Annotated in this window: 21 protein-coding genes and 1 tRNA gene; 14 read left to right on the top strand and 8 right to left on the bottom strand. The window is 71.8% G+C overall.

Going from position 1 to position 25,851, the window contains the following annotated elements:
* Positions 1–52 precede the first annotated feature (52 nt).
* From CSC62_RS05945 to nth, 3 genes are read left to right on the top strand one after another with little or no spacing between them, the layout of a single operon-like run.
* Positions 53–835: an enoyl-CoA hydratase/isomerase family protein gene (locus CSC62_RS05945; protein ID WP_162405248.1), complete on the top strand. Its 783-nt coding sequence runs from the start codon at positions 53–55 to the stop codon at positions 833–835.
* Positions 836–852: 17 nt separating this feature from the next.
* A complete protein-coding gene (locus CSC62_RS05940; RefSeq protein ID WP_162405247.1) occupies positions 853–1,239 on the top strand; it encodes a hypothetical protein in 387 nt (128 codons plus the stop codon).
* A complete protein-coding gene (gene nth / locus CSC62_RS05935; RefSeq protein WP_162405246.1) occupies positions 1,236–1,964 on the top strand; it encodes an endonuclease III in 729 nt (242 codons plus the stop codon). The genes CSC62_RS05940 and nth overlap by 4 nt, the downstream gene beginning before the upstream one ends.
* 275 nt (positions 1,965–2,239) lie before the next feature.
* Here nth and CSC62_RS05930 read toward each other — a convergent pair whose 3' ends face one another.
* The 4 genes from CSC62_RS05930 to CSC62_RS05915 form a co-directional block, all read right to left on the bottom strand.
* Positions 2,240–5,326 (bottom strand): efflux RND transporter permease subunit, encoded by a 3,087-nt coding sequence (locus CSC62_RS05930; RefSeq protein WP_162405245.1) that lies wholly within the window; start codon positions 5,324–5,326, stop codon positions 2,240–2,242.
* Entirely contained in the window at positions 5,323–6,429 is a 1,107-nt protein-coding gene (locus tag CSC62_RS05925) for an efflux RND transporter periplasmic adaptor subunit (RefSeq protein ID WP_162405244.1), read from the bottom strand. Before CSC62_RS05925 ends, CSC62_RS05930 begins: the two co-directional genes overlap by 4 nt.
* A 64-nt stretch (positions 6,430–6,493) precedes the next feature.
* Positions 6,494–7,204, bottom strand: a complete 711-nt coding sequence (locus tag CSC62_RS05920) for a TetR/AcrR family transcriptional regulator C-terminal domain-containing protein (protein WP_162405243.1) — start codon at positions 7,202–7,204, stop codon at positions 6,494–6,496.
* A gap of 165 nt (positions 7,205–7,369) precedes the next feature.
* Entirely contained in the window at positions 7,370–8,665 is a 1,296-nt protein-coding gene (locus tag CSC62_RS05915; RefSeq protein WP_162405242.1) for an OprO/OprP family phosphate-selective porin, read from the bottom strand.
* A gap of 307 nt (positions 8,666–8,972) precedes the next feature.
* Here CSC62_RS05915 and pstS (CSC62_RS05910) point away from each other — a divergent pair, with 307 nt between their 5' ends.
* The 10 genes from pstS (CSC62_RS05910) (at position 8,973) to rnt (ending at position 18,260) form a co-directional block, all read left to right on the top strand.
* Positions 8,973–9,995 carry a phosphate ABC transporter substrate-binding protein PstS gene (pstS, locus tag CSC62_RS05910; RefSeq protein WP_162405241.1) on the top strand — a complete coding sequence of 341 codons (1,023 nt, stop codon included), beginning with the start codon at positions 8,973–8,975 and terminating at the stop codon, positions 9,993–9,995.
* 192 nt (positions 9,996–10,187) lie between these two features.
* Complete coding sequence (pstS, locus tag CSC62_RS05905; protein ID WP_162405240.1) at positions 10,188–11,285, top strand: phosphate ABC transporter substrate-binding protein PstS; 1,098 nt, start codon at positions 10,188–10,190, stop codon at positions 11,283–11,285.
* Positions 11,286–11,376: 91 nt separating this feature from the next.
* Positions 11,377–12,348 carry a phosphate ABC transporter permease subunit PstC gene (gene pstC / locus CSC62_RS05900; RefSeq protein ID WP_162405239.1) on the top strand — a complete coding sequence of 324 codons (972 nt, stop codon included), beginning with the start codon at positions 11,377–11,379 and terminating at the stop codon, positions 12,346–12,348.
* Positions 12,348–13,223 carry a phosphate ABC transporter permease PstA gene (gene pstA, locus CSC62_RS05895; RefSeq protein ID WP_162405238.1) on the top strand — a complete coding sequence of 292 codons (876 nt, stop codon included), beginning with the start codon at positions 12,348–12,350 and terminating at the stop codon, positions 13,221–13,223. Before pstC ends, pstA begins: the two co-directional genes overlap by 1 nt.
* Positions 13,224–13,242: 19 nt before the next feature.
* A complete protein-coding gene (gene pstB / locus CSC62_RS05890; protein WP_162405237.1) occupies positions 13,243–14,073 on the top strand; it encodes a phosphate ABC transporter ATP-binding protein PstB in 831 nt (276 codons plus the stop codon).
* Positions 14,073–14,786, top strand: coding sequence for a phosphate signaling complex protein PhoU (gene phoU, locus CSC62_RS05885; protein WP_162405236.1), 714 nt, complete (start codon positions 14,073–14,075; stop codon positions 14,784–14,786). Before pstB ends, phoU begins: the two co-directional genes overlap by 1 nt.
* A 143-nt stretch (positions 14,787–14,929) precedes the next feature.
* On the top strand, positions 14,930–15,361 hold the full coding sequence (locus CSC62_RS05880) for an HvfA family oxazolone/thioamide-modified RiPP metallophore (RefSeq protein WP_162405235.1): 432 nt from the start codon (positions 14,930–14,932) through the stop codon (positions 15,359–15,361).
* 40 nt (positions 15,362–15,401) lie between these two features.
* A complete protein-coding gene (locus CSC62_RS05875) occupies positions 15,402–16,265 on the top strand; it encodes an HvfB family MNIO-type RiPP peptide maturase (RefSeq protein WP_162405234.1) in 864 nt (287 codons plus the stop codon).
* Positions 16,258–17,010: an HvfC family RiPP maturation protein gene (locus CSC62_RS05870; protein ID WP_162405233.1), complete on the top strand. Its 753-nt coding sequence runs from the start codon at positions 16,258–16,260 to the stop codon at positions 17,008–17,010. The genes CSC62_RS05875 and CSC62_RS05870 overlap by 8 nt, the downstream gene beginning before the upstream one ends.
* A gap of 653 nt (positions 17,011–17,663) precedes the next feature.
* Positions 17,664–18,260, top strand: coding sequence for a ribonuclease T (gene rnt, locus CSC62_RS05865; RefSeq protein WP_425501994.1), 597 nt, complete (start codon positions 17,664–17,666; stop codon positions 18,258–18,260).
* A 9-nt stretch (positions 18,261–18,269) separates the two neighbouring features.
* Here rnt and CSC62_RS05860 read toward each other — a convergent pair whose 3' ends face one another.
* From CSC62_RS05860 to rnr, 4 genes are all read right to left on the bottom strand, one after another.
* The gene (locus CSC62_RS05860) at positions 18,270–21,362 is read right to left on the bottom strand and encodes a ligand-binding sensor domain-containing diguanylate cyclase (RefSeq protein ID WP_246194219.1); all 3,093 of its coding nucleotides are present in this window, start codon (positions 21,360–21,362) and stop codon (positions 18,270–18,272) included.
* Between the two features lie 37 nt (positions 21,363–21,399).
* A complete protein-coding gene (gene rlmB, locus CSC62_RS05855; protein ID WP_162405231.1) occupies positions 21,400–22,146 on the bottom strand; it encodes a 23S rRNA (guanosine(2251)-2'-O)-methyltransferase RlmB in 747 nt (248 codons plus the stop codon).
* 304 nt (positions 22,147–22,450) lie between these two features.
* The gene (locus tag CSC62_RS05850; RefSeq protein WP_162405230.1) at positions 22,451–22,969 is read right to left on the bottom strand and encodes a GFA family protein; all 519 of its coding nucleotides are present in this window, start codon (positions 22,967–22,969) and stop codon (positions 22,451–22,453) included.
* A gap of 7 nt (positions 22,970–22,976) precedes the next feature.
* Positions 22,977–25,532 carry a ribonuclease R gene (gene rnr, locus CSC62_RS05845; protein ID WP_162405229.1) on the bottom strand — a complete coding sequence of 852 codons (2,556 nt, stop codon included), beginning with the start codon at positions 25,530–25,532 and terminating at the stop codon, positions 22,977–22,979.
* Between the two features lie 126 nt (positions 25,533–25,658).
* Here rnr and CSC62_RS05840 point away from each other — a divergent pair.
* A tRNA-Leu gene (locus CSC62_RS05840) sits at positions 25,659–25,743 on the top strand.
* Positions 25,744–25,851 lie beyond the last annotated feature (108 nt).

The raw sequence follows: 25,851 nt of genomic DNA, 5'->3' as shown, positions 1-25,851 counted from the left end.
GTTCCGCCGCCCCGGCACCCCTGTTTTCCCGATTCAGCCAGGAGTTTCCCGCATGACGGCCAGCCCCGTCCTCAGCCGCGACGCCGACGGCGTGCGCGTGATCACCGTCGACCGCCCGGACAAGCTGAACGCGCTGGACCGGCAGACCCTGGAAGCGCTGGACGCCGCCTTCGCCGCGGCCGCCGACGCGGACCAGGTGCGCGCGGTGGTGCTGACCGGCGCCGGTCCCAAGGCCTTCGTCGCCGGCGCCGACATCGCCCAGATGAACGCCCTCACCCCGATCGAGGGCCGCGAGTTCTCCCTGCTCGGCCAGCGCCTGATGCGCCGGATCGAGCGCCTGCCCAAGCCCGTCGTCGCGATGGTGAACGGCTACGCCCTGGGCGGCGGCCTGGAACTGGCGATGGCCTGCCACCTGCGCATCGCCGCCGACAGCGCCCGCCTGGGCCAGCCGGAGGTGAACCTGGGCCTGATCCCCGGCTTCGGTGGCACCCAGCGCCTGTTGCGCCTGGCCGGCCGCGCCGCGGCGCTGGAGCTGTGCCTGCTGGGCGCGCCGATCGACGCCGCCCGCGCCCTGCAGCTGGGCGTGGTCAACCGGGTGGTCCCGGCCGCGGAACTGGAAGCGGAAACGATGAAGCTGGCGGCGCAGCTGGCCGCCTCCGCGCCGCTGGCCCTGCGCGGGATCCTCGACGCGGTGGTGCTCGGCGGCGAATGCCCGCTGGAGGAAGGCCTGCAGTTCGAGACCGCGCAGTTCGGCCTGCTGTTCGCCAGCGAGGACATGCGCGAGGGCACCGCCGCCTTCCTGGAAAAGCGCAGGCCGCAGTTCCGCAACCGCTGACCGCCCCTGCATCGGCCATGACGCGCACGCCTAACGCCGGCGCAGCCCACGACGACCTGCGCCGGCGGCTGCGGGCCTTGCTGGCCGACGGCGACCTGGACGCGGCGCTGCAGGCCGGATTGATGGAATTCGCCGCCGACCGGGACAGCGAAGACGACGCGCCCCTGCGCCAGGCCCAGGCCCGCCTGCGCGAGGCCTGGGCCGCGCGCGACCGCCACCGCGCGCGCGAAGCGCGGCTGGCCCGAATCGCCGCCGAGCGCGAGGCGCGCCGGCGCGCGGCCAGCGCTCCCGTGATCGATGCCGCCGCCCCCGGCACGCCACCGGCCGCACCGGCCTTGCCGCCCGCGGCGGCGGCGGCCTTGGCGCGCGCACGTGCCAGGGCCGGCGGCGGGCGTTCGGCATGAGCGCGCCACGCAAGGGCAGCAACACGATCGTGGCCAAGCCCAAGGCGTCGCCGAAAGCACGCGTCCGTGGCAGCCTGCTCTCTTCCGCGGAAATCCACGAGTTGTTCTCGCGCCTGCGCGAGCTGAACCCGCATCCGACCACCGAACTGGAATACACCACCCCGTTCGAGCTGCTGGTGGCGGTGATCCTCTCGGCGCAGGCCACCGACGTAGGCGTGAACAAGGCCACCCGCCGCCTCTACCCGGTCGCCAACACTCCGCAGGCGATCCTCGCCCTGGGCGAGAACGGGCTGAAGAAATACATCGCCACCATCGGCCTGTTCAACGCCAAGGCCAGGAACGTGATCGCAACCTGCGCGATCCTGGTGGACGCGTACGGCGGCCAGGTGCCGCGCGACCGCGCCGCCCTGGAAGCGCTGCCCGGCGTGGGCCGCAAGACCGCCAACGTGGTCCTCAACACCGCCTTCGGCGAAGCGACCATCGCCGTGGACACCCATATCTTCCGCGTCGCCAACCGCACCGGCCTGGCTCCCGGCAAGGATGTGCGCGCGGTCGAGGACGGGCTGCTGAAGGTGGTGCCGGCCGAGTTCATGCACGACGCCCACCACTGGCTGATCCTGCACGGCCGCTACGTCTGCAAGGCGCGCAGGCCCGACTGCCCGCAGTGCGTGATCCGCGACATCTGCCGGTTCCCGGACAAGACGGTTGCCGGCGGAAAGCCATAGCGGCCAGCACTGTGTAGGAGCCGGTCTTGCCGGCGACCACCATGGCGGATACGCCTGCGTGAAACCGGGTGCCAACGATGCGTCCGCCTCCACGGTCGCCGGCAAGACCGGCTCCTACATGGGAAGCGGCCAGCCGACGGGAAGCGTCCCGGTGCGATGCCTGCCGCCGGCAAGTAAAGGAGGAGGCTGCGGCCGCAGGCCGGAGTCGGGGGACATGAGCGGCGGCAGGCATCGTGCCGGGACGCCGCAACCATGCCTCCCGCCCTGTTCCCCGCTCAGTCCCCCTGAGCCTCCGCCTCCCGCGCCGGATGGCTGGAGCGGTGGCGGAAGCGCCGGGTCAGCCACTCGCCCAGGTCGTCCAGCACCGTGAACGCGGCCGGGACCACGATCAGGCTCAGCAGGGTCGAAGTGATCAGCCCGCCAATCACCGCGATCGCCATCGGCGCGCGGAAGCTGGAATCGCCGGCCAGGCCCAGCGCGATCGGCATCATCCCCGCGCCCATCGCCAGGGTGGTCATGATGATCGGCCGCGCACGCTTGCGGCAGGCGTCGACCAGCGCGTCGTGCTGGCTCAGGCCGTGCTCGTCCTCGGCGATCACCGCGTAGTCCACCAGCAGGATCGAGTTCTTGGTGGCGATGCCGATCAGCATCAGCAGCCCGATCAGCGCCGGCAGCGACAGCATGTTCTGGGTCAGCAGCAAGGCACCGAAGGCGCCGCCGGCGCACAAGGGCACCGCCACCAGGATGGTCAGCGGCATCAGCGCATGGTTGAACAGCAGCAGCAGGACCATGTAGATGCAGACGATGCCGGCGGCCATCGCCAGCAGGAAGCCGACGAACAGCTCGACGAACACCTCCGCGTCGCCGGCGTTGAGGAAGCTCACCCCCGGCGGCAGCTGCTGCACGCTCGGCAGCTTCTGCACCGTCTCCATCACCTCGCCCAGCGGGCGGCCGTTGAGCTCGGCGGTGAGGGTGACGTTACGCTGGCGCTGGTAGCGCGAGATCTGCGACGGGCCGCTGCCCATGCCGATCTCGGCCACCGCCGCCAGCGGCACCGGGCCTTGGCGGCCGGGCACCCGCAGCTGGCCGATCAGCGCCGGGTTGTCCAAAGCCGCTTCGGCGAAACCGACCCGGATCGGGATCTGCCGGTCCGGCAGGTTGAGCTTGGCCAGGCGCTGCACGTAGTCGCCGGAGGTGGCGATGCGCGCGGCCTCGGCGATGTCGGCGGTGGACACGCCCAGGTCGGCCGCGCGCGCCGGGTCCGGCACGATCTGGATCTCCGGGCGCAGCAGGGAGGCCGAGGAGGTCACGCTGCCCAGTCCGGGGATGGCGCGCAGGTCGCGCTCCAGCGCCTGTGCGGCCTCGCCCAGGTGGCGCGGGTCGTCGCCGGACAGCACCAGCTGCAGCAGGTTGCCCGGCTCGGAGCTGATGTAGCTCACGCGCACGCCCGGCAGCCCGGACAGCCTTTGCCGGACCTCGTGCTCCAGCGCCTTCTGGCCGCGCTCGCGCTCGTCGGCCACGCCCCAGTCCAGGACCAGGGTCGCCTTGCGCGACTCGCCCACGCCCGAGGCGGAGGGATCGCCCAGGTCGAGCACGCTGCCGACGGTGGTGTAGACCTGCTTCAGTTCGGGGATGTCGGCCAGCAGCCCGCGCGCGCGCTCGGCCACCGCCAGGGTCTGCTCCAGGCGGGTGCCCGGCGGCAGTTCCAGATTCAGGTTGCTGCGGCCCAGGTCCGAGGCCGGGATGAAGGTGGCCGGGATCAGCGGCACCAGCGCCAGCGAGGCGAAGAACAGCCCGGTGGCGATCCACAGGGTGCGCGCGCGGTGGCGCAGGGCTGCGTCGACCCAGCCCAGGTACCAGCGCATCAGCCGCGACTCGCGCTCCTCCTCGCCATGCGGCTTGAGCAGGTAGGCGGCCATCATCGGCGTCAGCAGCCGCGCCACCAGCAAAGAGAACAGCACCGCGGTGGCCGCGGTCCAGCCGAACTCGCGGAAGAACTTGCCGGCGATGCCGGGCATGAACGCCACCGGCACGAACACCGCGGCCAGGGTCAGCGAGGTGGCGATCACCGCGTTGCCGATCTCGCCGGCGGCCTCGCGCGCGGCCTCGATCGGCGACTTGCCCATGCGCAGGTGGCGGACGATGTTCTCGATCTCCACGATCGCATCGTCCACCAGGATCCCGACCACCACCGCCAGCGCCAGCAGGGTGATCATGTTCAGGCTGAATCCGAACCAGTGCATCACCGCGAAGGTCGGCACGATCGACAAGGGCAGGGCCACCGCCGAGACCCAGGTCGCGCGCCAGTCGCGCAGGAACAGCCACACCACCAGCAGGGCCAGCAGGGCGCCCTCCCAGAGCATGGTCATCGACGAGTCGTAGGAGCGGTGGGTCTCGTCGATCACGGTGGTGACCAGGCGGAAGTCGATCCCCGGGTGCGCGGCCTTGAGCGCGTCCAGGGCCGCGTGCACGCCGGCCTCCACCTTCACCTCGCTGGAGCCGCGGGTGCGCGACATCGAGAACGCGACCACGTCGCGCCCGTCCAGCAAAGCGGCCTCGGTCGGGTCGGCGGCCGCGTCGCTCACCCGCGCCAGCGCCGACAGCCGCACCGCGCGGCCGTCCGGCAGGCTGATGGTGTAATCGCCCAGCGCCTGGGCGTCGGCGACGGTGCCGATGGTGCGGATCACCTGCTCTTCGCCGGCCAGCTCGGCGCGGCCGCCGGCGCGCTCGACCTGGATCAGCGCCAGCTGCGCGGAGACGTCGCCGGCGGTGACGCCGAACGCCTGCAGGGCGTCCGGGTCCAGGTCCACCCGCACCTGGCGGTCCACGCCGCCCACGCGCTTGACCTGGGCCACCCCGGGCACGCCGTACATCGCCCGCGCGACCTCGCGGTCGACGAACCAGCTGGCCTCGTCCGGGGTCATCGCCGGCGCCACCAGGGCGTAGGTCATCAGCGAGCCGCCGATGTCGACCTTGGAGATCACCGGTTCCTGGATGTCCTGCGGCAGGTCGGTACGGATCCGGGTGACCGCGTCGCGGGTGTCGTCCAGCGCGGTGGCCAGGTCGGCCTCCAGCTGGAACTCGATCGTGGTCGTGCTCACGCCCTCGCTGACCGTGGACATGATCCGCTTGACGTTGGGGACCGTGGCCACCGAGTCCTCGACCTTGCGGGTGACCTCGGCCTCCAGCTGCGACGGCGAGGCGCCGGGCTGGGTGACGGTGACCGTGGTCATCGGGAAGGCGATATCGGGGAAGCGCGCCACCGGCAGCTGGTGGAAACCCCACAGGCCGGCCACGCACAGCACGAGGAACACCATCATCGCCGGCAACGGCCGGCGGATGGCCCAGGCGGAGAAGTTCATGGCGCCTTGGCCTCCGCGTCGGCCACCACCCGCACCCGGTCGCCGTCGCCGAGGAAGCCGGCGCCCTGCGCGACCACCTGCCGGCCCGGTTCCAGGCCCTCGACGATCTCGATCCGGCCGCCCTCGGCCAGGCCGGTGCGCACCCGCAGGCGCTGCACCGTCTGCGCCTTGTCCTGGCCCTTGTCCGTGACCAGGGCGAACACGTAGCTGTGGCCATCGCGCTGGACCACCGCCACCGCCGGCAGCATCAGCGCCTGGCCCTGGCCGGTGGCGATCCGGCCTTCCAGGTAGGCGCCGGACCGCAGCGGGCCCGGCTCGGGCAGGTCGGCGTAGACCGTGCCGGTGCGGGTCTGGGCGTCGACCCCGGGGCTGACCGCGCGCACCCGCCCGGTCACGGTCTGGCCTTGGTAGGTCAGTTCGACCGGATTGCCGACCGCGACCATGGCCAGTTGCGCCTCCGGCAGCTCGGCGCGCCATTCCAGGCGGCCGTCGCGGATCAGGCGCAGCAGCTCGCTGCCGGCCGCCACCACCTGCCCGGGCTGCACCAGCCGCCGCGAGACGATGCCGTCCGCCGGCGCGCGCAGTTCGGCGAAGTCGCGGCGCAGCTGCGCGGCATCGCGCGCGGCGCGCGCGGTGGCCAGCTGCGCCTCGGACTGGACCCGCGCGGCGCGCAGCTCGTCGAGCTGGCTGGCGCTGACCAGCCGCTCGGCGGCCAGGGTCTCCGCGCGGCCATAGTTGGCCCGCGCCAGTTCCAGCGAGGCCTGCGCCTGCTGCAGGGACGCGTTGGCCTGGGCCAGGTCGCTGTCCAGGGTGCGATGGTCCAGGGTCAGCAGCACCTGGCCGGCGCGCACCGCCTGGCCGACGTCGACCTTCAGCGCGGTCACCCGCAGCCCGCTCAGCTCCAAGCCGAGCTGCATCTCCTCGTAGGCCGCCACCGGGCCGGAGACGCGCACGCTGCGCGCGACCTGCTGCGGCTGCGCCACGGCCACGGTCACCGCCGGCGGCAGCGCCACCTCCTCGGCCTCGTCCGCGCCGCCGCAGGCGGCCAGCATCGACAGCGACACCATCACCAGCAGCGGCCAGCGCAGGATCCTTGCTTGCATGTGACCTCCGGTCACGGTTGGAGGCGGCGCCGCGATCCGGGGCCGCCGTTGCATGGGAATGGGATTACGGTCGTTTCCGGGCACGGACCGGAAGCGATGGTCGTGCCGGCGGCGGGCGCGGCGCTCCCCCCGCCCCTCCGGCCGCGCGTGCCAGGCGCAGTTCCACGCCGTCGAACAGCAGCTCCAGGCCTTCCCGGAAGCGCGCGTCGAAGGTCGGCTCGTCCAGCTCGACCAGCGCGTTCCGGGCCGCCCACAGGCAGGGGAACTGGGCGCGCGCCATCTCCAGGAAGGCGCCCCTGATCTGCTCGGCCTCGTCGGCATACGCCGGCAAGGCCTGCTCTTCGATCACGAAGCCGAGCACGTAGTACATGACGTGCAGGCCGGCGCCGGCGGCGAACTCCGGGTCCGCGCCGGCATCGACGAAGGCGCGGGTCAGCGCCTCGCCCGTGCGCAGCACGTGGGTGCCGGCGACGTAGCTGCCGGCATACACCCGCGCGCCGTCACGGCGGCGCTTGAACGCGCGGCGCAGTTCGGCCGCGACCTGGTGCAGGGTGTCGCGCCAGGGCTGGCCCGGCGGGATCGCGAGGGCGACGTCGGCGAGCAGGGCGTCGGCCATCGCGTCCAGCAAGGCGCGCTTGCCGGCGAAGTGCCAGTACAGCGACGGCGCGCGCACCCCCAGCCCGCAGGCGAGCTTGCGCAGGGTCATGCCGTCCAGCCCCTCCTCGTCGAGCAGGCGGAACGCGGTCTGGATGATCTGGTCCCGCTGGATGGCCACGCTCAGCCGCTACCTAACACCGTTAGGGCGGCAAGCCTAACAGCGTTAGATTCGGCCGGCAAGACACCACAGTCGCGCGGGATTCGGCCCGCCGGACAGCGGAACGCCCCGCTTGTGCGGGGCGTTCCTGGACTGCCCATTCCGGGGGCGGCGACCCCGCGGCGCTTACCAGCTGAACTGGGTGCGCAGCGCGTACTGGCCGGTCTCGTCGCCGTTGACCTCGTTCTCGCCCTGGGTGTAGTTGAACATGAAGCGCAGGTTCGGGTTGACGTAATAGTTCACGCCCAGGATCACGCTGGTCGCCTCGCGGTTGGCGATGTCCTTGTTCTCGATGGTGTCGTAGCGCGCGGTCAGCTCCCACAGGCCCTTGTCGACCTTGGGCGAGCCGAACACGCCGGTGGCCGCCTTGTAGCCCTTGTGGCCGCCGTTGAGCAGCCAGCTGCCCTGCAGGTACCAGGTGGTCACGTCCTGGTCGCCGCCGATCGGCTGGCCGAAGGTGGCGTTGACGTATTCGCCCTGGAAGAACAGCGGGCCGAACGCGCCGGCCGCTTCCAGGCCGTAGGCGGTGACGGTGTTGCGGCTGGCGCCGGTGGTGGTGGCGATGGCCTGGGCCGGGCCGCGGCGGCCGGCGTAGTTGGCGGTCGCGGTCAGGTCGGCCGAGCCCTGGTTGTTGTCTTCCTGGCTGGCCCAGCCGCCGAAGTGCAGGGTGCTGTTGTCGTTGTTGATCGGGGCGAAGGTGACGCGGCCCGAGGCGCCCATGCCCTCGTTGCGGCTGCCGGCGGCGCCGCGCAGGTTGAACACGGTGAAGCCGGCGGTGTAGTTCTCGCCGGCGCGCTGGTAGCCCACGCCCTGCTGGAACTGGCGGCCGCTGAACAGGCCGGTGGCCGAGGCGAACGGGCGCTCCATCATCAAGATCTCGTTGGAGCTGGTCAGCTCCTCCATCGAGCGGTACGGCTTGAAGTGGCCGATGGTGACCTTGCCGCCGGCGAAGGCGGTGGCGATGTAGGCGTCGCGCAGGCCGTCCAGGTTGCTGCCGGCGGAGAAATCCTGCTCGACCTTGTAGTCCCAGCCCAGGGCCTTGCCGGCCAGGGTCAGGCGCGCGCGGCGGAACTCGCTGGTGCCGGTGGTGGCGGCCAGGTCGCGGTCGAAGGCGTAGGCGTCGAAGTGGATGCGGCCGCCGAGCGAGGCCTCGAACTTCTTGTCCGGCGAGGTGATCTTGATCCCGCCCTTGGTCTCCACCTTCGGGGTGGTCGCGGCGATGTTCTCGATGCTCTGCTGGGTGCCGACGTTGATGTCCGACTGGGCGTCGGTGCGGGTCTCCAGTTCGGCGACCTTGGCCTGCAGGGCGGCCAGCTGCGCCTTCAGCTCGGCCAGTTCGGCCGGGTCGGCGGCGGCGGCCTCGAACGAAGCGGTGGTGCCCAGGGCCGCGACCAGCGCGACGGCAAGAAGGGAATGACGCATGGAGGACTCTCCGGTGGGTGGTGGTTCTGGCGGGAACGGGCGCCGGCCGGAGACGCGCGGCCTGGAAGCGTGAAGCGCCCGTTAAACGCCGCGCAGCTTGCGACGCGCACCTGACAGCGGCGCGACATCCTCATGACAGAACCGTGACTCGACCCGCGCGCGCCCGTCGCGCCGCGCCCGGCGGCGCTGTCACCGGGCTGTCATGCGCGCTACGCGCTGCTGTCATCGTCCGGTTATGCAATGGCCGCCGTTGGATGCAGGGGATTGCGCGTCCACCACCACCCACCCGCTCTTACGGAGTTCTCCCGTGAACGTCACGTTCAAGACCCGCGTCGCCGCCGCCGTGCTCGCGGCCGCCTCCTCGATCTCCCTCGCCCACGCCAACGACGTGACCGGCGCGGGCGCCTCCTTCATCTATCCGGTCATGTCCAAGTGGTCGGCCGACTACAAGAACGCCACCGGCAAGCAGGTGAACTACCAGTCGATCGGCTCGGGCGGCGGCATCGCCCAGATCAAGGCGGGCACGGTGGACTTCGGTTCCTCCGACGCCCCGCTCAAGCCGGAGGAGCTGGCCAAGTACGGCCTGGCCCAGTTCCCGTCGGTGATCGGCGGCGTGGTGCCGATCGTCAACGTGCAGGGGATCGCCCCGGGCGCTTTGAAGCTGGACGGCCCGACCCTGGCCAGCATCTTCCTGGGCAAGGTCACCAAGTGGAACGACCCGGCCATCGCCGCCCTGAACCCGGGCGTGGCCCTGCCGGACGCCAAGATCACCGTGGTCCACCGCTCCGACGGCTCGGGCACCACCTTCAACTTCGTCAACTACCTGTCCAAGGTCAGCGCCGAGTGGAAGAACAGCGTCGGCGAAGGCACCTCGGTGCAGTGGCCGGCCGGCATCGGCGGCAAGGGCAACGAGGGCGTGGCCGCGTACGTGAAGCAGATCAAGGGCGGCATCGGCTACGTCGAGCTGTCCTACGCGCTGCAGAACCGCCTGGCGCACGCCTCGCTGAAGAACGCCGCCGGCCGCTTCGTGCAGCCGTCCGACGAGACCTTCGCCGCCGCCGCGGCCAGCGCCAACTGGGGCGCCAGCAAGGACTTCTACCTGGTGATGACCAACGCCCCGGGCGAGAACGCCTGGCCGATCACCGCCACCAACTTCATCCTGATGTACAAGCAGCCCAAGAACGCCGCCGGCGCCCGCAACGCCAAGGCCTTCTTCCAGTGGATCTACGCCAACGGCGACGCCCAGGCCCGCCAGCTGGACTACGTGCCCTTGCCGGACGCCCTGGTCCGCCAGATCGAGACCTACTGGTCGCAGAACCTGAAGTACTGAGCGGCGGGCTCTCTCCCCCTTGCCGCTCACCGGGGCGCGGACCGCGAGGTCCGCGCCCTTTCTTCATCGCGTTCCCGGTGATGCAGCCCGGCCATCCGTCCGCCACCGCCGGCCGGGTCATCAAGCTGTAACAAAAACATCATTTCATGTGCGCACCCGCCGGAAAGCCCGGCCTGACAGACCCAAGCGCCCATGAAGCCCTCCCCGGTCCGCCTCCTCGCCCTGTCCCTGGCCGCCGCCGTGGCCCTGTCCGCCTGCAAGCCGGCCGGCGACGCCGCCCAGCCCGCCGCGGGCGAGGCCCCGCAGGCCGCCAGCGGCGCGCCCGCCGCCGGCGACAGGGTCGCCGCCGAGATCTCCGGCGCCGGCGCCTCCTTCATCTACCCGCTGGTGTCGAAGTGGTCGGCCGACTACAACGCCGCCACCGGCAACAAGGTCAACTACCAGTCGATCGGCTCCGGCGGCGGCATCGCCCAGATCAAGGCCGGCACCGTCGACTTCGGTTCCACCGACAAGCCGCTGCCCTCCGAGGAGCTGGCCGCCTCGGGCCTGGGCCAGTTCCCCTCGGCGATCGGCGGCGTGGTCCCGGTGTTCAACCTGCAGGGCATCGAGCCGGGCCGGCTGCGCCTGACCGGCCCGCTGCTGGCCGACATCTTCCTCGGGAGGATCGCCACCTGGAACGACCCGGCGATCGCCGCGGCCAACCCGGGCGTGAACCTGCCTTCCGAGAAGATCACCGTGGTCCACCGCTCCGACGGCTCGGGCACCACCTTCAACTTCTCCAACTACCTGTCCAAGGTCAGCGCCGACTGGAAGGCCAAGGTCGGCGAAGGCACCTCGCTGCAGTGGCCGGGCGGCGTCGGCGGCAAGGGCAACGAGGGCGTGGCCGCGTACGTGAAGCAGATCAAGGGCGGCATCGGCTACGTCGAGCTGGCCTACGCCCTGCAGAACGGCATGCCCTACGCCGCCCTGCAGAACGCGGCCGGGCAGTGGGTGCAGCCGAACGCGGAGAGCTTCGCCGCCGCCGCGGCCAGCGCCGACTGGGCCGGTGCCAAGGACTTCAACCTGGTGATCACCGACGCCCCGGGCGAGGCCGCCTGGCCGATCACCGCGACCAACTTCATGCTGGTGCCCAAGCAGGCCAAGGACCCGGCGCGCAGCCAGGCGACCCTGGCGTTCTTCAAGTGGGCCTTCGAGCAAGGCCAGGCGCAGGCCGACGAGCTGCACTACGTGCCGCTGCCGCCGGCGCTGGTGCAGCAGATCGAGGCGTACTGGGCAGCCGAGTTCCAGTAGAGCGTTTCCTCCGCGGAGCCGGCGGCCCGCCTCCCCTCCCAACGGGCCGCCGCCCTCCGCACCCCACGCGCACCCCGCAGCCGAAGACGCGATGAACACCACCACCCTAGCTGCACTTCCCGCCGCCGGCGGGCGCGATGTCCGCGACGCCCGCGCCGACCGCCTGTTCCGCTACGCGCTCACCGCCTGCGTCGTGTTCGTGCTGGTCGCCCTGGCCGGCGCGGCGCTGTCGATGCTGTGGGGCGGCCGCCACGCCCTGCAGGTGCAGGGCCTGAGCTTCTTCTACACCGCCGAATGGAACCCGGTGGAGAACAAGTTCGGCGCCCTGGCCCCGATCTACGGCACCCTGGTCACCGCCCTGATCGCGATGCTGATCGCGGTGCCGGTGAGCTTCGGCATCGCCTTCTTTCTGACCGAGGTCGCGCCGCGCTGGCTGCGCGGCCCGGTCGGCACCGCGATCGAGCTGCTGGCCGGCATCCCCTCGATCATCTACGGCATGTGGGGCCTGTTCGTGCTGGTGCCGGTGATGACCGAATACGTCACCCCATTCCTCAACGAGAACCTGGGCCAGTGGCCGATCATCGGTCCGCTGTTCCAGGGCCCGCCGCTGGGCATCGGCATGCTCACCGCCGGGTTCGTGCTGGCGATCATGGTCGTGCCCTTCATCTCCTCGGTGATGCGCGAGGTGTTCCTGACCGTGCCGACCCGGCTGAAGGAATCGGCCTACGCGCTGGGCTCGACCAAGTGGGAGGTGAGCTGGGACATCGTCCTGCCCTACACCCGCTCGGCGGTGATCGGCGGCATCTTCCTCGGCCTGGGCCGCGCCCTGGGCGAGACCATGGCGGTGGCCTTCGTGATCGGCAACGCGGTGCGGCTGTCGCCTTCCCTGCTGGAGCCGGGCACCACCATCGCCGCGCTGATCGCCAACGACTTCGGCGAGGCCACCGAGACCTACCGCTCGGCCCTGCTTCTGCTGGGCTTCGTGCTGTTCATCGTGACCTTCATCGTGCTGGCCATCGCCCGCTTCATGCTGATGCAGCTGTCCCGCCGGGAGGGCAACTGATGTCCGCCGTCGCCGCCCCCTCCTCCTCCGGCCTGTACGCCCGGCGCCGGGTCACCAACGTCCTGGCCATCGCCCTGGCCTGCGCCACCGCGCTGTTCGGCCTGTTCTTCCTGGGCTGGATCCTGTGGACCCTGGTGGCCAAGGGCATCGCCGGGATCGACTGGAACCTGTTCACGAAGATGACCCCGCCGCCGATGCAGGAAGGCGGCCTGGCCAACGCCTTCTTCGGCAGCGCGGTGATGTGCGCCCTGGCGATCGCGATCGGCACCCCGCTCGGGATCGCCGCCGGCACCTGGCTGGCCGAGTACGGCAACGCGCGCAAGGCCGGCACGGTGGTGCGCTTCGTCAACGACATCCTGCTGTCGGCACCATCGATCGTGCTGGGCCTGTTCGTCTACACCCTGTACGTGATGCAGACCGGCGGCAACTTCTCCGCCTTCGCCGGTGCCCTGGCCCTGGCCTTCATCGTCCTGCCGGTGGTGGTGCGCACCACCGACGAGATGCTGCGGCTGGTGCCGGTGCAGATGCGCGAGGCGGCGCTGTCGCTGGGCATCCCGCAGTGGAAGGTGATCGTGCAGGTGCTGTACCGCAGCGCCAGCGCCGGCATCGTCACCGGCATCCTGCTGGCGCTGGCCCGGATTTCCGGCGAGACCGCGCCGCTGCTGTTCACCGCCTTCGGCAACCAGTACTGGAGCACCAAGGTGTTCCAGCCGATGGCCTCGGTGCCGGTGGTGATGAACCAGTTCGCCGGCAGCCCCTACGAATCCTGGCAGGTGCTGGCCTGGGCCGGCGCCCTGGTGCTGACCGTGTTCGTGCTGCTGGTCAGCCTGACCGCCCGCGCCCTGCTCCTGCGCAACAAGATCACCCATGACTGACCTTTCCCGGAACCCGGCCATGAACGACCTGCACTCCGCCGCGCCCATGCAGCGCATCGCCGTCACGGCCCATGCCGACGCCGGCATCGCCCCGGCCCCGGTCAAGCTGGCCGCGCGCGGCCTGGACTTCTACTACGGCCAGTACCACGCGCTGAAGAACATCGACCTGGAGATCCCCGAGAAGCGGGTAACCGCGCTGATCGGCCCCTCCGGCTGCGGCAAGTCCACCCTTCTGCGGATCTTCAACCGGATCTACGCGCTCTATCCGAAGCTGGAGGCGCGCGGCGAGGTCCTGCTGGACGGCGAGAACATCCTCTCGCCCAAGTACCCGATGAACCGCCTGCGCTCCAAGGTCGGCATGGTGTTCCAGAAGCCGGTGCCGTTCCCGATGACGATCTTCGAGAACGTGGCCTACGGCATCCGCCACCACGAGAAGCTGTCCCGGGCGCGGATGGCCGAGCGGGTCGAGCACGCCCTGCGCCAGGGCGCGCTGTGGGACGAGGTCAAGGACAAGCTGGGGCAGAGCGCCCTGGGCCTGTCCGGCGGCCAGCAGCAGCGACTGTGCATCGCCCGCGCGGTGGCGCTGAAGCCGGACGTGCTTTTGCTGGACGAGCCGACCTCGGCCCTGGACCCGATCTCCACCAGCCGCATCGAGCAGCTGGTCGAGGAGCTCAAGCGCGACTACACCATCGTCATCGTCACCCACAACATGCAGCAGGCCGCGCGGGTGAGCGACTACACCGCCTTCATGTACCTGGGCGACCTGATCGAGCACGACCGCACCCAGGCGATCTTCTCCAGCCCCTCGAAGCAGCAGACCGAGGACTACATCACCGGGAGGTTCGGCTGATGAGCAGCAGCATTCCCCACGAACACATCGTCAAGAGCTACGACGAGGAGCAGCGCCAGCTGGTCGAGGACATCGTGCGCATGGGCCTGACCGCGGTGGCCCAGCTGGAGGCCGCGCTGGACGTGGTCGACCGCCGCGACGACAGCGCCGCGCGCCGGATCGTGGCCAACGACGAGTCGATCGACGCCGCCGAGCGCCGGATCAGCCACGACGTGATGCTGCTGGCCCTGCGCGGGCCGATGGCGCGCGACCTGCGCGAGATCCTCGCCGGCCTGCGCATCCCCGCCGACATCGAGCGCATCGGCGACTACGCCGCCAACGTGGCCAAGCGCAGCATCGCCCTCAACGCCGCCCCGCCGATGCCGCACGTAACCGGCCTGCGCGCGCTCGGCAGCCTGGCCGCCGGCCAGGTCCGCCAGGCGCTGGAGGCCTACCGCGAGGGCGACGGCGAGCTGGCCCTGCGGGTGCGCGACAACGACGCCCAGCTGGACCGCCAGTACACCGCGCTGTTCCGCGAGCTGCTGACCTACATGATGGAGGACCCGCGCAACATCACCCCGTGCACGCACCTGCTGTTCATGGCCAAGAACCTGGAGCGGATCGGCGACCACGCCACCAACATCGCCGAGAACGTGTGGTTCCTGCTGCACGGCGAACAACCCCTGCCGCCGCGCGAGAAGCGCGACGACACCAGCACCGACGCCGGAACCTGAACGCAAGGCCAGCGCCCGGGCGTGCGAAGGCCCCGCCATGCGCGGGGCCTTTCGTTTTCCGGCGATTCCATCGACGCGGCATGATGCCGGCCCGGCGCGGCCGCGGTAAGCTCGCCGCACATCGACCACGGGAGGGTACGACCATGAACCGCAACATCCGCCACGCCACCCTGGGCGCGGTCCTCGCCGGCGGCAGCCTGCTGGCCGGCTCCGGCTTCGCCATGGACGAGCTGGCGCAGGGCTACATGCTCGCCGCCGGGGCCGCCCACGACGGCGCCAAGGACCATGAAGGCAAGTGCGGCGAGGGCAAGTGCGGGATCGAGAAGGTCGACGCCGACAAGGACGGCCGGATCGCGCAGGCCGAGTTCATCGCCGTCCATCCGGACAAGGCCGAGCAGTTCGCGAAGATGGACGCCAACCAGGACGGCTTCGTCGACGAGGCCGAGCGCAAGGCCTGGCACGCCGGCAAGGGCGGCGAAGGCAAGTGCGGCGGCAAGGCCGACGAGCCCAAGGCCGGCGAAGGCAAATGCGGTGAGGGCAAGTGCGGCGAAGGCGGCTGCGGCGCCAGCGCCTGATCCGCCACGCGGGCGGCCCCGGCCGCCCGCGCGACCGACGATGATCCGTACCCTGCCCGATGCCAGCGCCGGACTCGGCCTGCGCCGCGCCCTGCTCGAGCCCCTGCGCGCCGCGCCGGCCGGCGCCTTCGACTTCCTCGAATGCGCGCCGGACAACTGGATCGGCGTCGGCGGCCGCCTCGGCGAGGCCTTGCAGGACCTGTCCGCGCGCCATCCGCTGACCTGCCACGGCCTGTCGCTGTCGCTGGGCGGGCTGGAGCCGCTGGACGAGGTGTTCCTGGAAAAGACCCGGCGCTTCCTCGACCGCCACCGGGCCGTGCTCTACAGCGAGCACCTGAGCAGCTGCACCGGCGAGGGCCACCTCTACGACCTGATGCCGTTGCCGTTCACCGCCGAGTCGGTGCGCCACGTCGCCGCGCGCATCGTCCGGGTCCAGGACGCGCTCGGGCGGCGGATCGCGGTGGAGAACGTCTCCTACTACGCCGCCCATCCCGGCCACGACATGGACGAGGCGGAGTTCGTGCTCGCGGTGCTCGCCGAGGCCGGCTGCGACCTCTTGCTGGACGTGAACAACATCTACGTCAACGCGGTCAACCACGGCTACGACGCCCGCGCCTTCCTCGCCCGGATGCCGTCGGCGCGGATCGCCTCCTACCACGTCGCCGGCCACTACGACGAGGCCGAGGACCTGAAGATCGACACCCACGGCGCGGCGGTGAAGGACGATGTCTGGGCCCTGCTGGGCGAGGCCTACCGCCTGCACGGCGTGCGCCCGACCCTGCTCGAGCGCGACTTCAACCTGCCGCCGCTGGGCGAGCTGCTGGAGGAGCTGGCGCGCATCCGCGACCTGCAGGCCGGCGCGGCATCCACGTCCGGCGCGCACGGCGCCGCCGGCCGTGGCTGAGGCCGGCGACTTCCGCCGGCAGCAGGCCGCCTTCGCCGCGCACCTGCGCGACCCGCAGGCCCATCCGGCGCCGGCGGGAATCGAGCCGCGGCGGATCGCGGTGTATCGCGAGCTGTTCTTCAACAACATCGCCGGCCTGCTCGGCAGCACCTTCCCGGTGATCCGCCGGACCCTGGGCGAGGACGCCTGGAAGGCGCTGGTGCGCCGCTTCTATGCCCGCCACGCCAGCCGCACGCCGCTGTTCCCGGAACTGGGGCGCGAGTTCCTGCGCCACCTGGAGTCGGCCGACGCCGGCGGCGATCCTCCTTGGCTGGCGGAACTGGCGCATTACGAGTGGATCGAGCTGGCGGTGCAGATCGACGACAGCCCGCTGCCGGCGCACGACCCGGACGGCGACCTGCTCGCGTCCGTACCGGTGCCGTCGCCGTACCTGCGCGTGCTCGCCTATGCCTGGCCGGTGCCACGGATCGGCCCGGACTGGCAGCCGCAGGCCGCGCCCGAGGCCCCGACCCTGTTGCTGGTGCGCCGCGACCCCGAGGGCCGCGCCCGCTTCGCCGCGCTCTCGCCGCTGGTCCATCGCCTGCTCGAGCGCCTGCAGGAGGGCGGCCGCAGCGGCCGCGCCCAGTTGCAGGCGCTGGCGGAAGAAGCCGGCGTCGCCGCCGACGCCGCCTTCCTCGAACAGGGCGCGGCGATGCTCGAACGCATGCGCGGCGAGGGGACTTTGCTGGGCACTGTTCCGCGGTAGGGGCCACCCTGTGGGGCAAACGCGCTGGCTCCGGGAGGGAACGCCGTGCCTTGGGTCTGCGGTGCACCGCTCGGGCGGGCCTCCTGCCCGCAACTCGCGGCCGTGGCACGTCCCTGTGCCACTTGCCCCGCAGACCCAAGGCACGACGGCCTCTGCGGACTTGGAGTTCACCGCTTCGGGGGCTTCCGCTCTTCAGGCTTCTGCTGCGCCTTTCCCACTACCGTCGTCCCGGCGAACGCCGGGACCCAGCGTCTTTGCTCTCCTTCCAGGAGCAAGGCGAAGCAGAGAAGCAAGGCGCTGGGTCCCGGCGTTCGCCGGGACGACGGTTGATAGAAGCCCTGAACTTCCAGCGCGCAGAAGACGCGGCGGGCCGGTTGTGTCGGGGCAGCGGACATGGATGTCCGCGGTAGCGAGTGCGCACACGGATGTGCGCCCGAGCGGCCACGACACGGCCGGTTCGCCGCGGCTCCGTCCGAAGCCAGCCAGACCCGATGCCTTTGCGGTTGCCCCAAGCATGAACGCCGCACACCCCCAGCGGATGCCTCCCGGTCGCCGCCAAGGCGCCTCTACAGTACCCTTCGCGCATGAGCGAAACCGATCTGGACACCAGTACCGACGCCGAAGGCGAGGCACCCGCCGCGCCGCCCGGCGCCATGGCCCGCCGCTTCCGCGGCTTCCTGCCGGTGGTGGTGGACGTGGAGACCGGCGGCTTCGACTGGAACCGCCACGCCCTGCTGGAAATGGCCGCGGTGCCGATCGAACTGGACGCCCAGGGCCTGTTCGTTCCCGGCCCGACCGTCAGCGTCCACTTCATCCCCGCCCCCGGCACCGAGATCGACCCCAAGTCGCTGGAAGTGACCGGCATCGACCTCGACCATCCCTTCCGCCTGGCCAAGCCCGAGCGCGACGGCCTCGGCTACGTGTTCAACCACGTCCGCGCCGCCGTGCGCCGCCACGGCTGCCAGCGCGCGATCCTGGTCGGGCACAACGCCCACTTCGACCTGAACTTCGTCAACGCCGCGGTCGCCCGCAGCGGCCACAAGCGCAACCCGTTCCATCCCTTCAGCGTGTTCGACACCGTGACCCTGGCCGGGATCGCCTACGGCCAGACCGTGCTGGCGCGGGCCATGCACGCGGCCGGCTTCGACTGGAACGCCGAGGACGCGCATTCGGCGGTGTACGACGCCGAGCAGACCGCGCGTCTGTTCTGCCGCATCGCCAACGCCTGGCCCTCGCCCCTGCCGGGCTGAGCCGCTCGCTCAGCCGACCTCGACCCGGTCGCGGCCGCCGTCCTTGGCCCGGTACAGGGCCGCGTCGGCGCGTTCCACCAGGCTTTCCGGGGTGTCGTCGTCGCGCCGCGCGACCACGCCCAGGCTGAAACTCACCCGCAGGCCCTCGATCCCGGCCCAGCCTGCGTGCGCGCGGAAGTGGGCGTGCAGGCGCTCGCACACCAGCTGCGCCTCCTCCAGCAGGGTGTCCGGCAGCAGCAGGGCGAATTCCTCGCCGCCCAGCCGCGCCAGCAGGTCCGAGCCGCGGCACTGCGCCGCCATCACCTGCGCCGCCTCGCGCAGGACCTGGTCGCCGACGCCGTGCGACCAGGTGTCGTTGATCCGCTTGAAATGGTCGATGTCCAGCAGCGCCAGGCACAGCGGGTGGCCGCCGCGCCGGGCCAGGGCGAAGTCGCGGGCCAGGACTTCGTCGAAATGACGGCGGTTGGGCAGCCCGGTCAGCGCGTCCTCGCGCGCCTGGCGGCCGTAGGCCTCGGCCTGTTCGCGCAGCCGTTCCAGCAGTTCGGTGCGCTCGCGGTCGGCGGCGACCAGGCGCTGCGCCTGGGCCTGCAGGTCGGCGGTACGCGCATCCACCAGCTGCTGCAGGCGCACGCTGCGGGCGTGGTAGCGTCGCACCCGCACCTGGTAGGCCAGGGCCAGGGCCAGCAGCACCGCCAGTGCCGCGCCGATGCGCACGTCCAGCCTCTGCCACCACAGCGGGCGCACGCTGAAGGGCCACTGCGCCGGCTGCAGCGTCCACTCGCCTTCCGGGTGCGCGGCCGCCACCTCCAGCACGTAGTCGCCCGGGGCCAGGCCCATGAACTCGACGTTGCGCTGGGTGCCGCGCTCGATCCAGTCCTGGTCCAGGCCCAGCAGCCGGGTGCGGTAGCGGATCCGCTCCGGGAGCAGGTAGCTCAGGCCGGCGTAGGCGACCTGGATGCGGCCGCCGCCGGCCAGCGCATGCTGCACCCGCCAGTCCACCGCGCGGCCGTCGCGCCACACCGACTCGATCACCACCGGCGGCGGCGGCCGGTCCAGATATCGCGGCAGCCGCGCCGGGGCGACGCTGGCCACGCCGGCGGCGGTGGCGATCCACAGGCTGCCGTCGCGGCGCAGGATCGCCGCCGGCGAGGAGCTGCCGTTGCCCTGCGAACTGGGCAGGCCGTCGATCTCGGTGTGCCGGCGCACCTGGCCCAGGCGCGGGGCGCGGCCGTCGGCGACCTGCTCCAGCTCGGCCATCGGCACCCGCAGCACGCCGCGGTTGCTGCTGATCCAGGCCTGGCCGTGGCGGTCGGGCACCAGCGCGAACACCGCGTCCACGCCCAGTCCCTGTTCCAGCCCGACCCGCGCCACCCGGCCGCCGCGCCAGCGGTACAGGCCGCGGTCGGTGGCGATCCACACCGCATCGCCCACCGCCTGGAAGCCGAACACCGAGCGCGCGCCGCCGCCGGCGGCCTCCAGGTCGATCCGTTCCACCCGATCGCCGCGCAGGACGCTGGCGCCCTCGACCGAGCCGATCCACAGGTCCTGGCCGATTCCGGCCAGCGCGGTCACCAGCCCCTGCGGCAGCCCGGGCACCGGCGGCGGCGGGTGCACGCCGTCGTCGTCGACCCGGACCACGCCACGGCGGCTGCTGATCCAGACGCGGCCATCGGCGGTGACGCCGATCGCGCGCACGTGCCCGGTCGGCAGCCCTTCCTCGGCGGCGTAATGCCGGTGCAGGGCGCCGTCGCGCAGGCGGTACACGCCGTCTGCGAAGGTGCCCACCCACAGGTCGCCGTCGATGCCCTGGGCCAAGCTCAGCACGGAGGGCGGCTGGCCGCCGCCGCCCGGCAGCGGCACGGGCCGGAAACGGCCGTCGGCGTCCTGACGGTCCAGGCCGCCGCCGTCGCCGACCCAGAGCACGCCGTCGCGGTCCTCGAACACCGCGCGCACGTAATCGCTGGCCAGACCGTCGCGCCCGGTCCAGCCGGTGAACAGGGTCTCGCGCAGGCGGAACAGGCCACCGTTGGCGCCGATCCAGATACTGCCCTCGGCATCCTCCAGCAGGCTGGCCACGCGCCCGCGCGGCAGAACCTCGCCCGGGCGCAGCCACTCGATGCCGTGCGCGCCGATCCGGGCCACGCCACGGTTCTCGGTGCCCACCCAGACCGCGCCGTGGCGGTCGACCAGCATCGTGGTCACGTGCCCGGAACCGGGCAGCAGGAAGGCGGGCACCACGCGTTCGCCCTCGAGCCGGAACACGTGGCCTTCGGCCGCCAGCCAGACCGTGCCGTCCGGCGCCAGGTAGGGCCAGACCAGGCCGGCGGGCAGGCCGTGCGCGGCACCGTAGCGGTGCCAGCCGCCGCCGGCATCGCGCATCACCAGCCCCTCCAGGGTGCCGATCCAGACCCGCCCCGCGGCATCCACCGCCATGTGCGGGAAACTGGCCTGCAAGGGCATCTGCGGCGGCGGGTCGAAGTATTCGAAGCGTCCGTCCGGATGCACGCAGCCCAGGCCCCGGCCTTCGAACAGCAGCCACATCCGTCCCTGCCGGTCCATCGCCAGGTCGTGGACCAGCACCTGCGGCCAGTCGGCGCTGCGGGCGGAGAAGCGCCACTGCCCGTCCGCCTCCAGGCGACCGAGGTTGCCGCGCGAATCGCTCAGCCACAGCCGCCCAGCCGGATCCACGTACAGCGCGCCGACGCCGTTGTCGCGCAGGCCGGGCTGGCTGCCGCGGTCGAACACGGTGAAAGCCACGCCGTTGTAGCGGACCACGCCCTCCCAGGTGGCGAACCAGAGGTAGCCCTCCGGGGTCTGGGCGATGTCGCGCAGCGAGTTGTGCGGCAGGCCGTTGCGGGTGGTCCAGGCATCGATGGCGTAGTCGCGCAGGGGCGGCGTGCCGGCCTGTGCGCTGCCGCGCGGCGCGGCCTTCGCCGGCGTCGCCTTCGCGTCATCGGCAGCCCGCGCCGTGGCCGGCGCAGGCTGCATCGCCAGGCCGGCGCATAGCAGGACCACGGCCGCGACGACGGCGGCCGCGGCCGCGCGCGCGGCGCCCTGCCTGGTGGGATGCCGCGGTGTGCGCGGCGACCCTGCTTCCGACATCGTCACGCCCCCAGCGTGTCCGTCGCGCGCGGCGGCCTCAGGACCGCTGGCGCACCGCCTCGAACAGGCATACGCCCGCGGCCACGGACACGTTCAGGCTCTCGATGTCGCCGGGCATCGGGATCCGCACCAGGCCGTCGCAGTGCTCGCGGGTCAGCCGGCGCAGGCCCTCGGCCTCGCCGCCCAGGACCAGGGCGACGTTGCCCTTCAGGTCCAGGCCGTACACGCTCGGCTCGGCCTCGCCGGCCAGGCCGTAGATCCACACGCCCAGCTTCTGCAGTTCGCGCAGGGTGCGCGAGAGGTTGGTCACCGACACCACCGGCAGGCGGTCGGCGGCGCCGGCCGAGGTCTTGCGCACGGTCGCGTTGACAGGCGCCGACTTGTCCTTGGGGATGACCACGGCGGTGGCGCCGGCGGCCGCGGCGCTGCGCAGGCAGGCGCCGAGGTTGTGCGGGTCTTGGACGCCGTCCAGCACCAGCAGCAGGGCCTTGCCCCCGGCCGCTTCGACCAGGCCGGCCAGTTCGTGCTCGTCCCAGGTCTTCGCGGCGGCGTAGCGGGCGGCGACGCCCTGGTGGCGGACCTGGCCGCCGATGCCGTCCAGCGCCTGGGTGGCGACCTTGCGCACCTCGATCCCGCGGCGCCGGGCCTGCTCCTCGATCTCGACCAGCCGCGGGTTGCGGGCGCCGGATTCGACCAGCACCTCGCGCACGTGCTCGGCATCGTTCTCGATGGCCGAAGCCACGGCGTTGACGCCGACGACCCACTGGTTCTGCTTGCTGCTCATGTACGCGGCTGCCGGAGGAAGGCCGGCATTATCGCATCCGCCGGTGCGGGCGGGGCGCGCCAGGCAGAGCCTACCCGCCCCCGGCATCGCCCGGACCGTCGCCACGGCTGACCCTGCCAGGAGGCCATTGCCACTGCTTCGATAAGGATGATGCCCGCGGTAGCGAGTGCCCACAGGGATGTGCGCCGGAGCGGCCACGACACGACCGGTTCGCCGCGGCTCGGCACGAAGACAGCCAAATCCGATGCCGTTGCTTTGCCGTTGCCGTGTCCCGGCTACCTGGCAGGAAAACGCGGAAGCGGAGTCAGCGACCCGGCGGCGGCCAGTCGGCCGTGTCGTGGTCCGGGTGCTGGAAGGAGACGATCCGCGACAGGAACTCCGCGGCGGCCTCGTCCTCCTCGGTGCGCCGCGCCGGCAGCGTGGTCAGTGCGTCCACGAACGGCAGCCGCCCTTCGATTCCGTACTGGATCCGCGGCGGCAAAGTCGCCGGGTCGTCGAACGCGCCCGCCGCCAGCGCCACCCCGTCCGGAGCCTCGTAGGTCAACGGCGTGCCGCAGGCCGCGCAGAAGCCGCGCCGCACAAGGTTCGACGACTGGTAGTGCGCCGGCGCGCCGCGGGTCCATTCCAGCACCGCGCCGCGGGTGCCGACCAGCGGCGCGTAGTACCCGCCGAACGCCTTCTGACACATCCGGCAGTGGCAGATCGAGGCGTCCTCCAGCATCCCGGTGACCCGGAAGCGGACCGCGCCGCACTGGCATCCGCCGGCATGCACCGGCAGCGCAGCGCCGTCATCCCCACCCGTTCCGCCCGCCGTCCCGGCCATTGCCACCTCAATACTTCTGCTTGGCCCGCTTCGCCGGCTGCCCGCGCGGCGGCGGAGGCGGCAGGCCGGTGTCGGCCTCCTTCTCCTCGACCAGGCGGAAGTCGATCTTGCGCTCCTCGAGGCTGGCCTTGAGCACGATGATCCGGACCCGGTCGCCGAGCCGGAACTGCATCCCCCGGCGCTCGCCCGAAAGCGTCTTGCGCACCGGATCGAAGTGGTAGTAGTCGTGCGGCAGCTGGGTGACGTGGACCAGGCCGTTGACCTTGGATTGGTCCAGCTCCACGAACAGGCCGAAGCTGGTCACCCCGCTGATCACGCCGTCGAACCGGCCGCCGACGTGCTGCTCCATCCATGCCGCGCGGAAACGCTCGTCGACCTCGCGCTCGGCCTCGTCGGCGCGGCGCTCGCGCTCGGAGCACTGCAAAGCCAGCGCGGCCATGTCGCGCGGCGAATACTGGTAGTCCTCAACGCCCTTCTTCCTGTTGAGCGCGTACTCGATCGCGCGCTGCACCAGCGGGCCAGGCTTCTTCGTGGCCAGCGCGTACTTGAGGGCCCGATGCACCAGCAGGTCCGGGTAGCGCCGGATCGGCGAGGTGAAGTGGGCGTAGGCGTCCAGCGCCAGGCCGAAGTGGCCGGCGTTGTCCGGCGAGTACACCGCCAGGCTCTGGCTACGCAGCAGCACCGACTCCAGCAGGGCCGCGTCCGGGCGCTCGCGCACCTTCTTCAGCAGCCGGGTGTAGTCGCCCGGGACGACCTTGCTCCAGGCCGGCATCGACAGCTTGAACTCCTTGAGGAACTCCAGCAGGTCGGCGTACTTGGCCTCCGGCGGCTTCTCGTGGATCCGGTACGGCGCCGGGATTCCGGCCTTGAGCAGGTGTCGCGCCGCTTCGACGTTGGCGGCGATCATGCATTCCTCGATCAGCTTGTGCGCGTCGTTGCGCACCAGCATCCCGGCCTGGGTGACCTCGCCGCGGTTGTCCAGGACGAAGCGCACCTCGGAGGTCTCGAACTCGATCGCGCCGCGCCGCGCGCGCGCCTTGGCCAGCACCTGGTAGAGCTGGTGCAGGCGCTGCACCTGCGGCAGCAGCGCCGGGCCGATCTGCGCCTGCGCCTCGGCGTCGTCCTCGCCCACCGCCTTCCACACCTGGGTGTAGGTCAGGCGCGCGTGCGAGTTCATCACCGCCTCGTAGAACTTCGAACGCACCACCTCGCCCTCGCGGTCCACCTGCATGTCGCAGACGAAGCACATGCGGTCGACCTTCGGGTTCAGCGAGCAGATGCCGTTGGACAGGGTCTCCGGCAGCATCGGCACCACGTAGCCGGGGAAGTAGACCGAGGTCGCGCGCTTCTGCGCCTCCTCGTCCAGCGGCGTTCCCGGGCGCACGTAGTGGGAGACGTCGGCGATCGCCACCACCAGGCGGAAGCCCTGGCGGTTGGGCTCGCAATACACCGCGTCGTCGAAGTCCTTGGCGTCCTCGCCGTCGATGGTCACCAGCGGCGTCGCCCGCAGGTCGACCCGGTCGCCGACCATCGACGGTTCCACCGTCAGCGGCACCGCGGTGGCCTCGTCCAGCACCGCCGGCGGGAACTCGTGCGGCAGGTCGTGGCCGTGGATCGCCGCCTCCACCACCAGCGAGGGCGTGAGCTTGTCGCCCAGCACCGCGATCACCTTGCCGATCGGCGGGCGCCGTGCGTCCGGCGGCTGGGTCAGCTCGCACACCACCAGCTGGCCCTCGCGGGCGCCGCCGGTGGCGTCGGGCGGCACCTGGATGTTGCGCTGGAGGCGCTTGTCGTCGGGCACCACGAAGCTGATCCCGGCCTCGGTGCCGAAGTTGCCGATCAGGCGGGTCACGCCACGCTCGAGCACGCGGGCGACGCTGCCCTCGCGCCGGCCGCTCCGGTCGATGCCGGTGACGTTGGCCAGCACCCGGTCGCCGTGCATGACCTTGCGCATCTCGAACGGCGGCAGGAACAGGTCGTCGCCGCCGCCCGCATCCGGGCGCAGGAAGCCGAAGCCGTTGGGGTTGGCGATCACCGTGCCGGAGACCAGATCGGTGGCCGCCACCGGGGCGAAGCCGCCGCGGCGGTTCTGCACCAGCTGGCCGTCGCGGACCATCGCCCCCAGGCGCTTGCCGAGGGCGTCGAAACGCTCGGGCTCGGCCAGGCCGAGCAGCTGCGCCAGTTCCTCGGCGGTGCGCGGGCCGTCGGCCGCGTCCAGGGTCGCCAGGATCGCCTCGCGGCTGGCGATGGGATTGGCGTAGCGGTCGGCCTCGCGCGCGGCGTGCGGATCGTGGAAGGCCGTTCGCGCGGCCGCGGCCTTGCGCGGCGGCGCGGCGGACGCCTGGCCGGGATCGCGGCCGCCCTTGGCGGCACGCGACCCGGGCCTGGCCGCGGCCGCCGGCGGCTCGGGCATCCACGGCGGCAGCTTGGCCGCGCCCGGGCGCTTGCCGGCCGGCTTGGCCGCGCGCGACGCGCCGTCCTTGGCAGACGTGCCGGCCTTGCCGGTCCCTTTGCGGCCTGCGCCGCCCGCGGCCTTGCCGCCGCGATTGCCTGTGTTTTTCATGCCGCGATCCTACACCCCACCCCCATGGGCACCATGTCGACGCGGCCGCCGGCGGCGCCCGCGGAAAATTTCCGGCGCGGGCGTTGACAAGATTCCGGGGCTCCCCCAGAATGCGCGGCCTCACCTGCCCAGGTGGCGGAATTGGTAGACGCACTAGTTTCAGGTACTAGCGGGTAAAACCGTGGAGGTTCGAGTCCTCTCCTGGGCACCACATGCAAGGCCGCAAGGCCTCTCGAAGAACCCCGCTCCGGCGGGGTTCTTCGTTTCCGGCGCCGCATCGCCACGGCCGTTGCAGCGGAGACGTTGCCGTTGCCGCTAG

This window comes from Pseudoxanthomonas jiangsuensis (assembly GCF_010093185.1).
Lineage (GTDB): Bacteria > Pseudomonadota > Gammaproteobacteria > Xanthomonadales > Xanthomonadaceae > Pseudoxanthomonas > Pseudoxanthomonas jiangsuensis.
The sequence above is the reverse complement of the archived record's forward strand: the minus strand, read 5'-3'. Positions and strand labels throughout refer to the sequence as shown.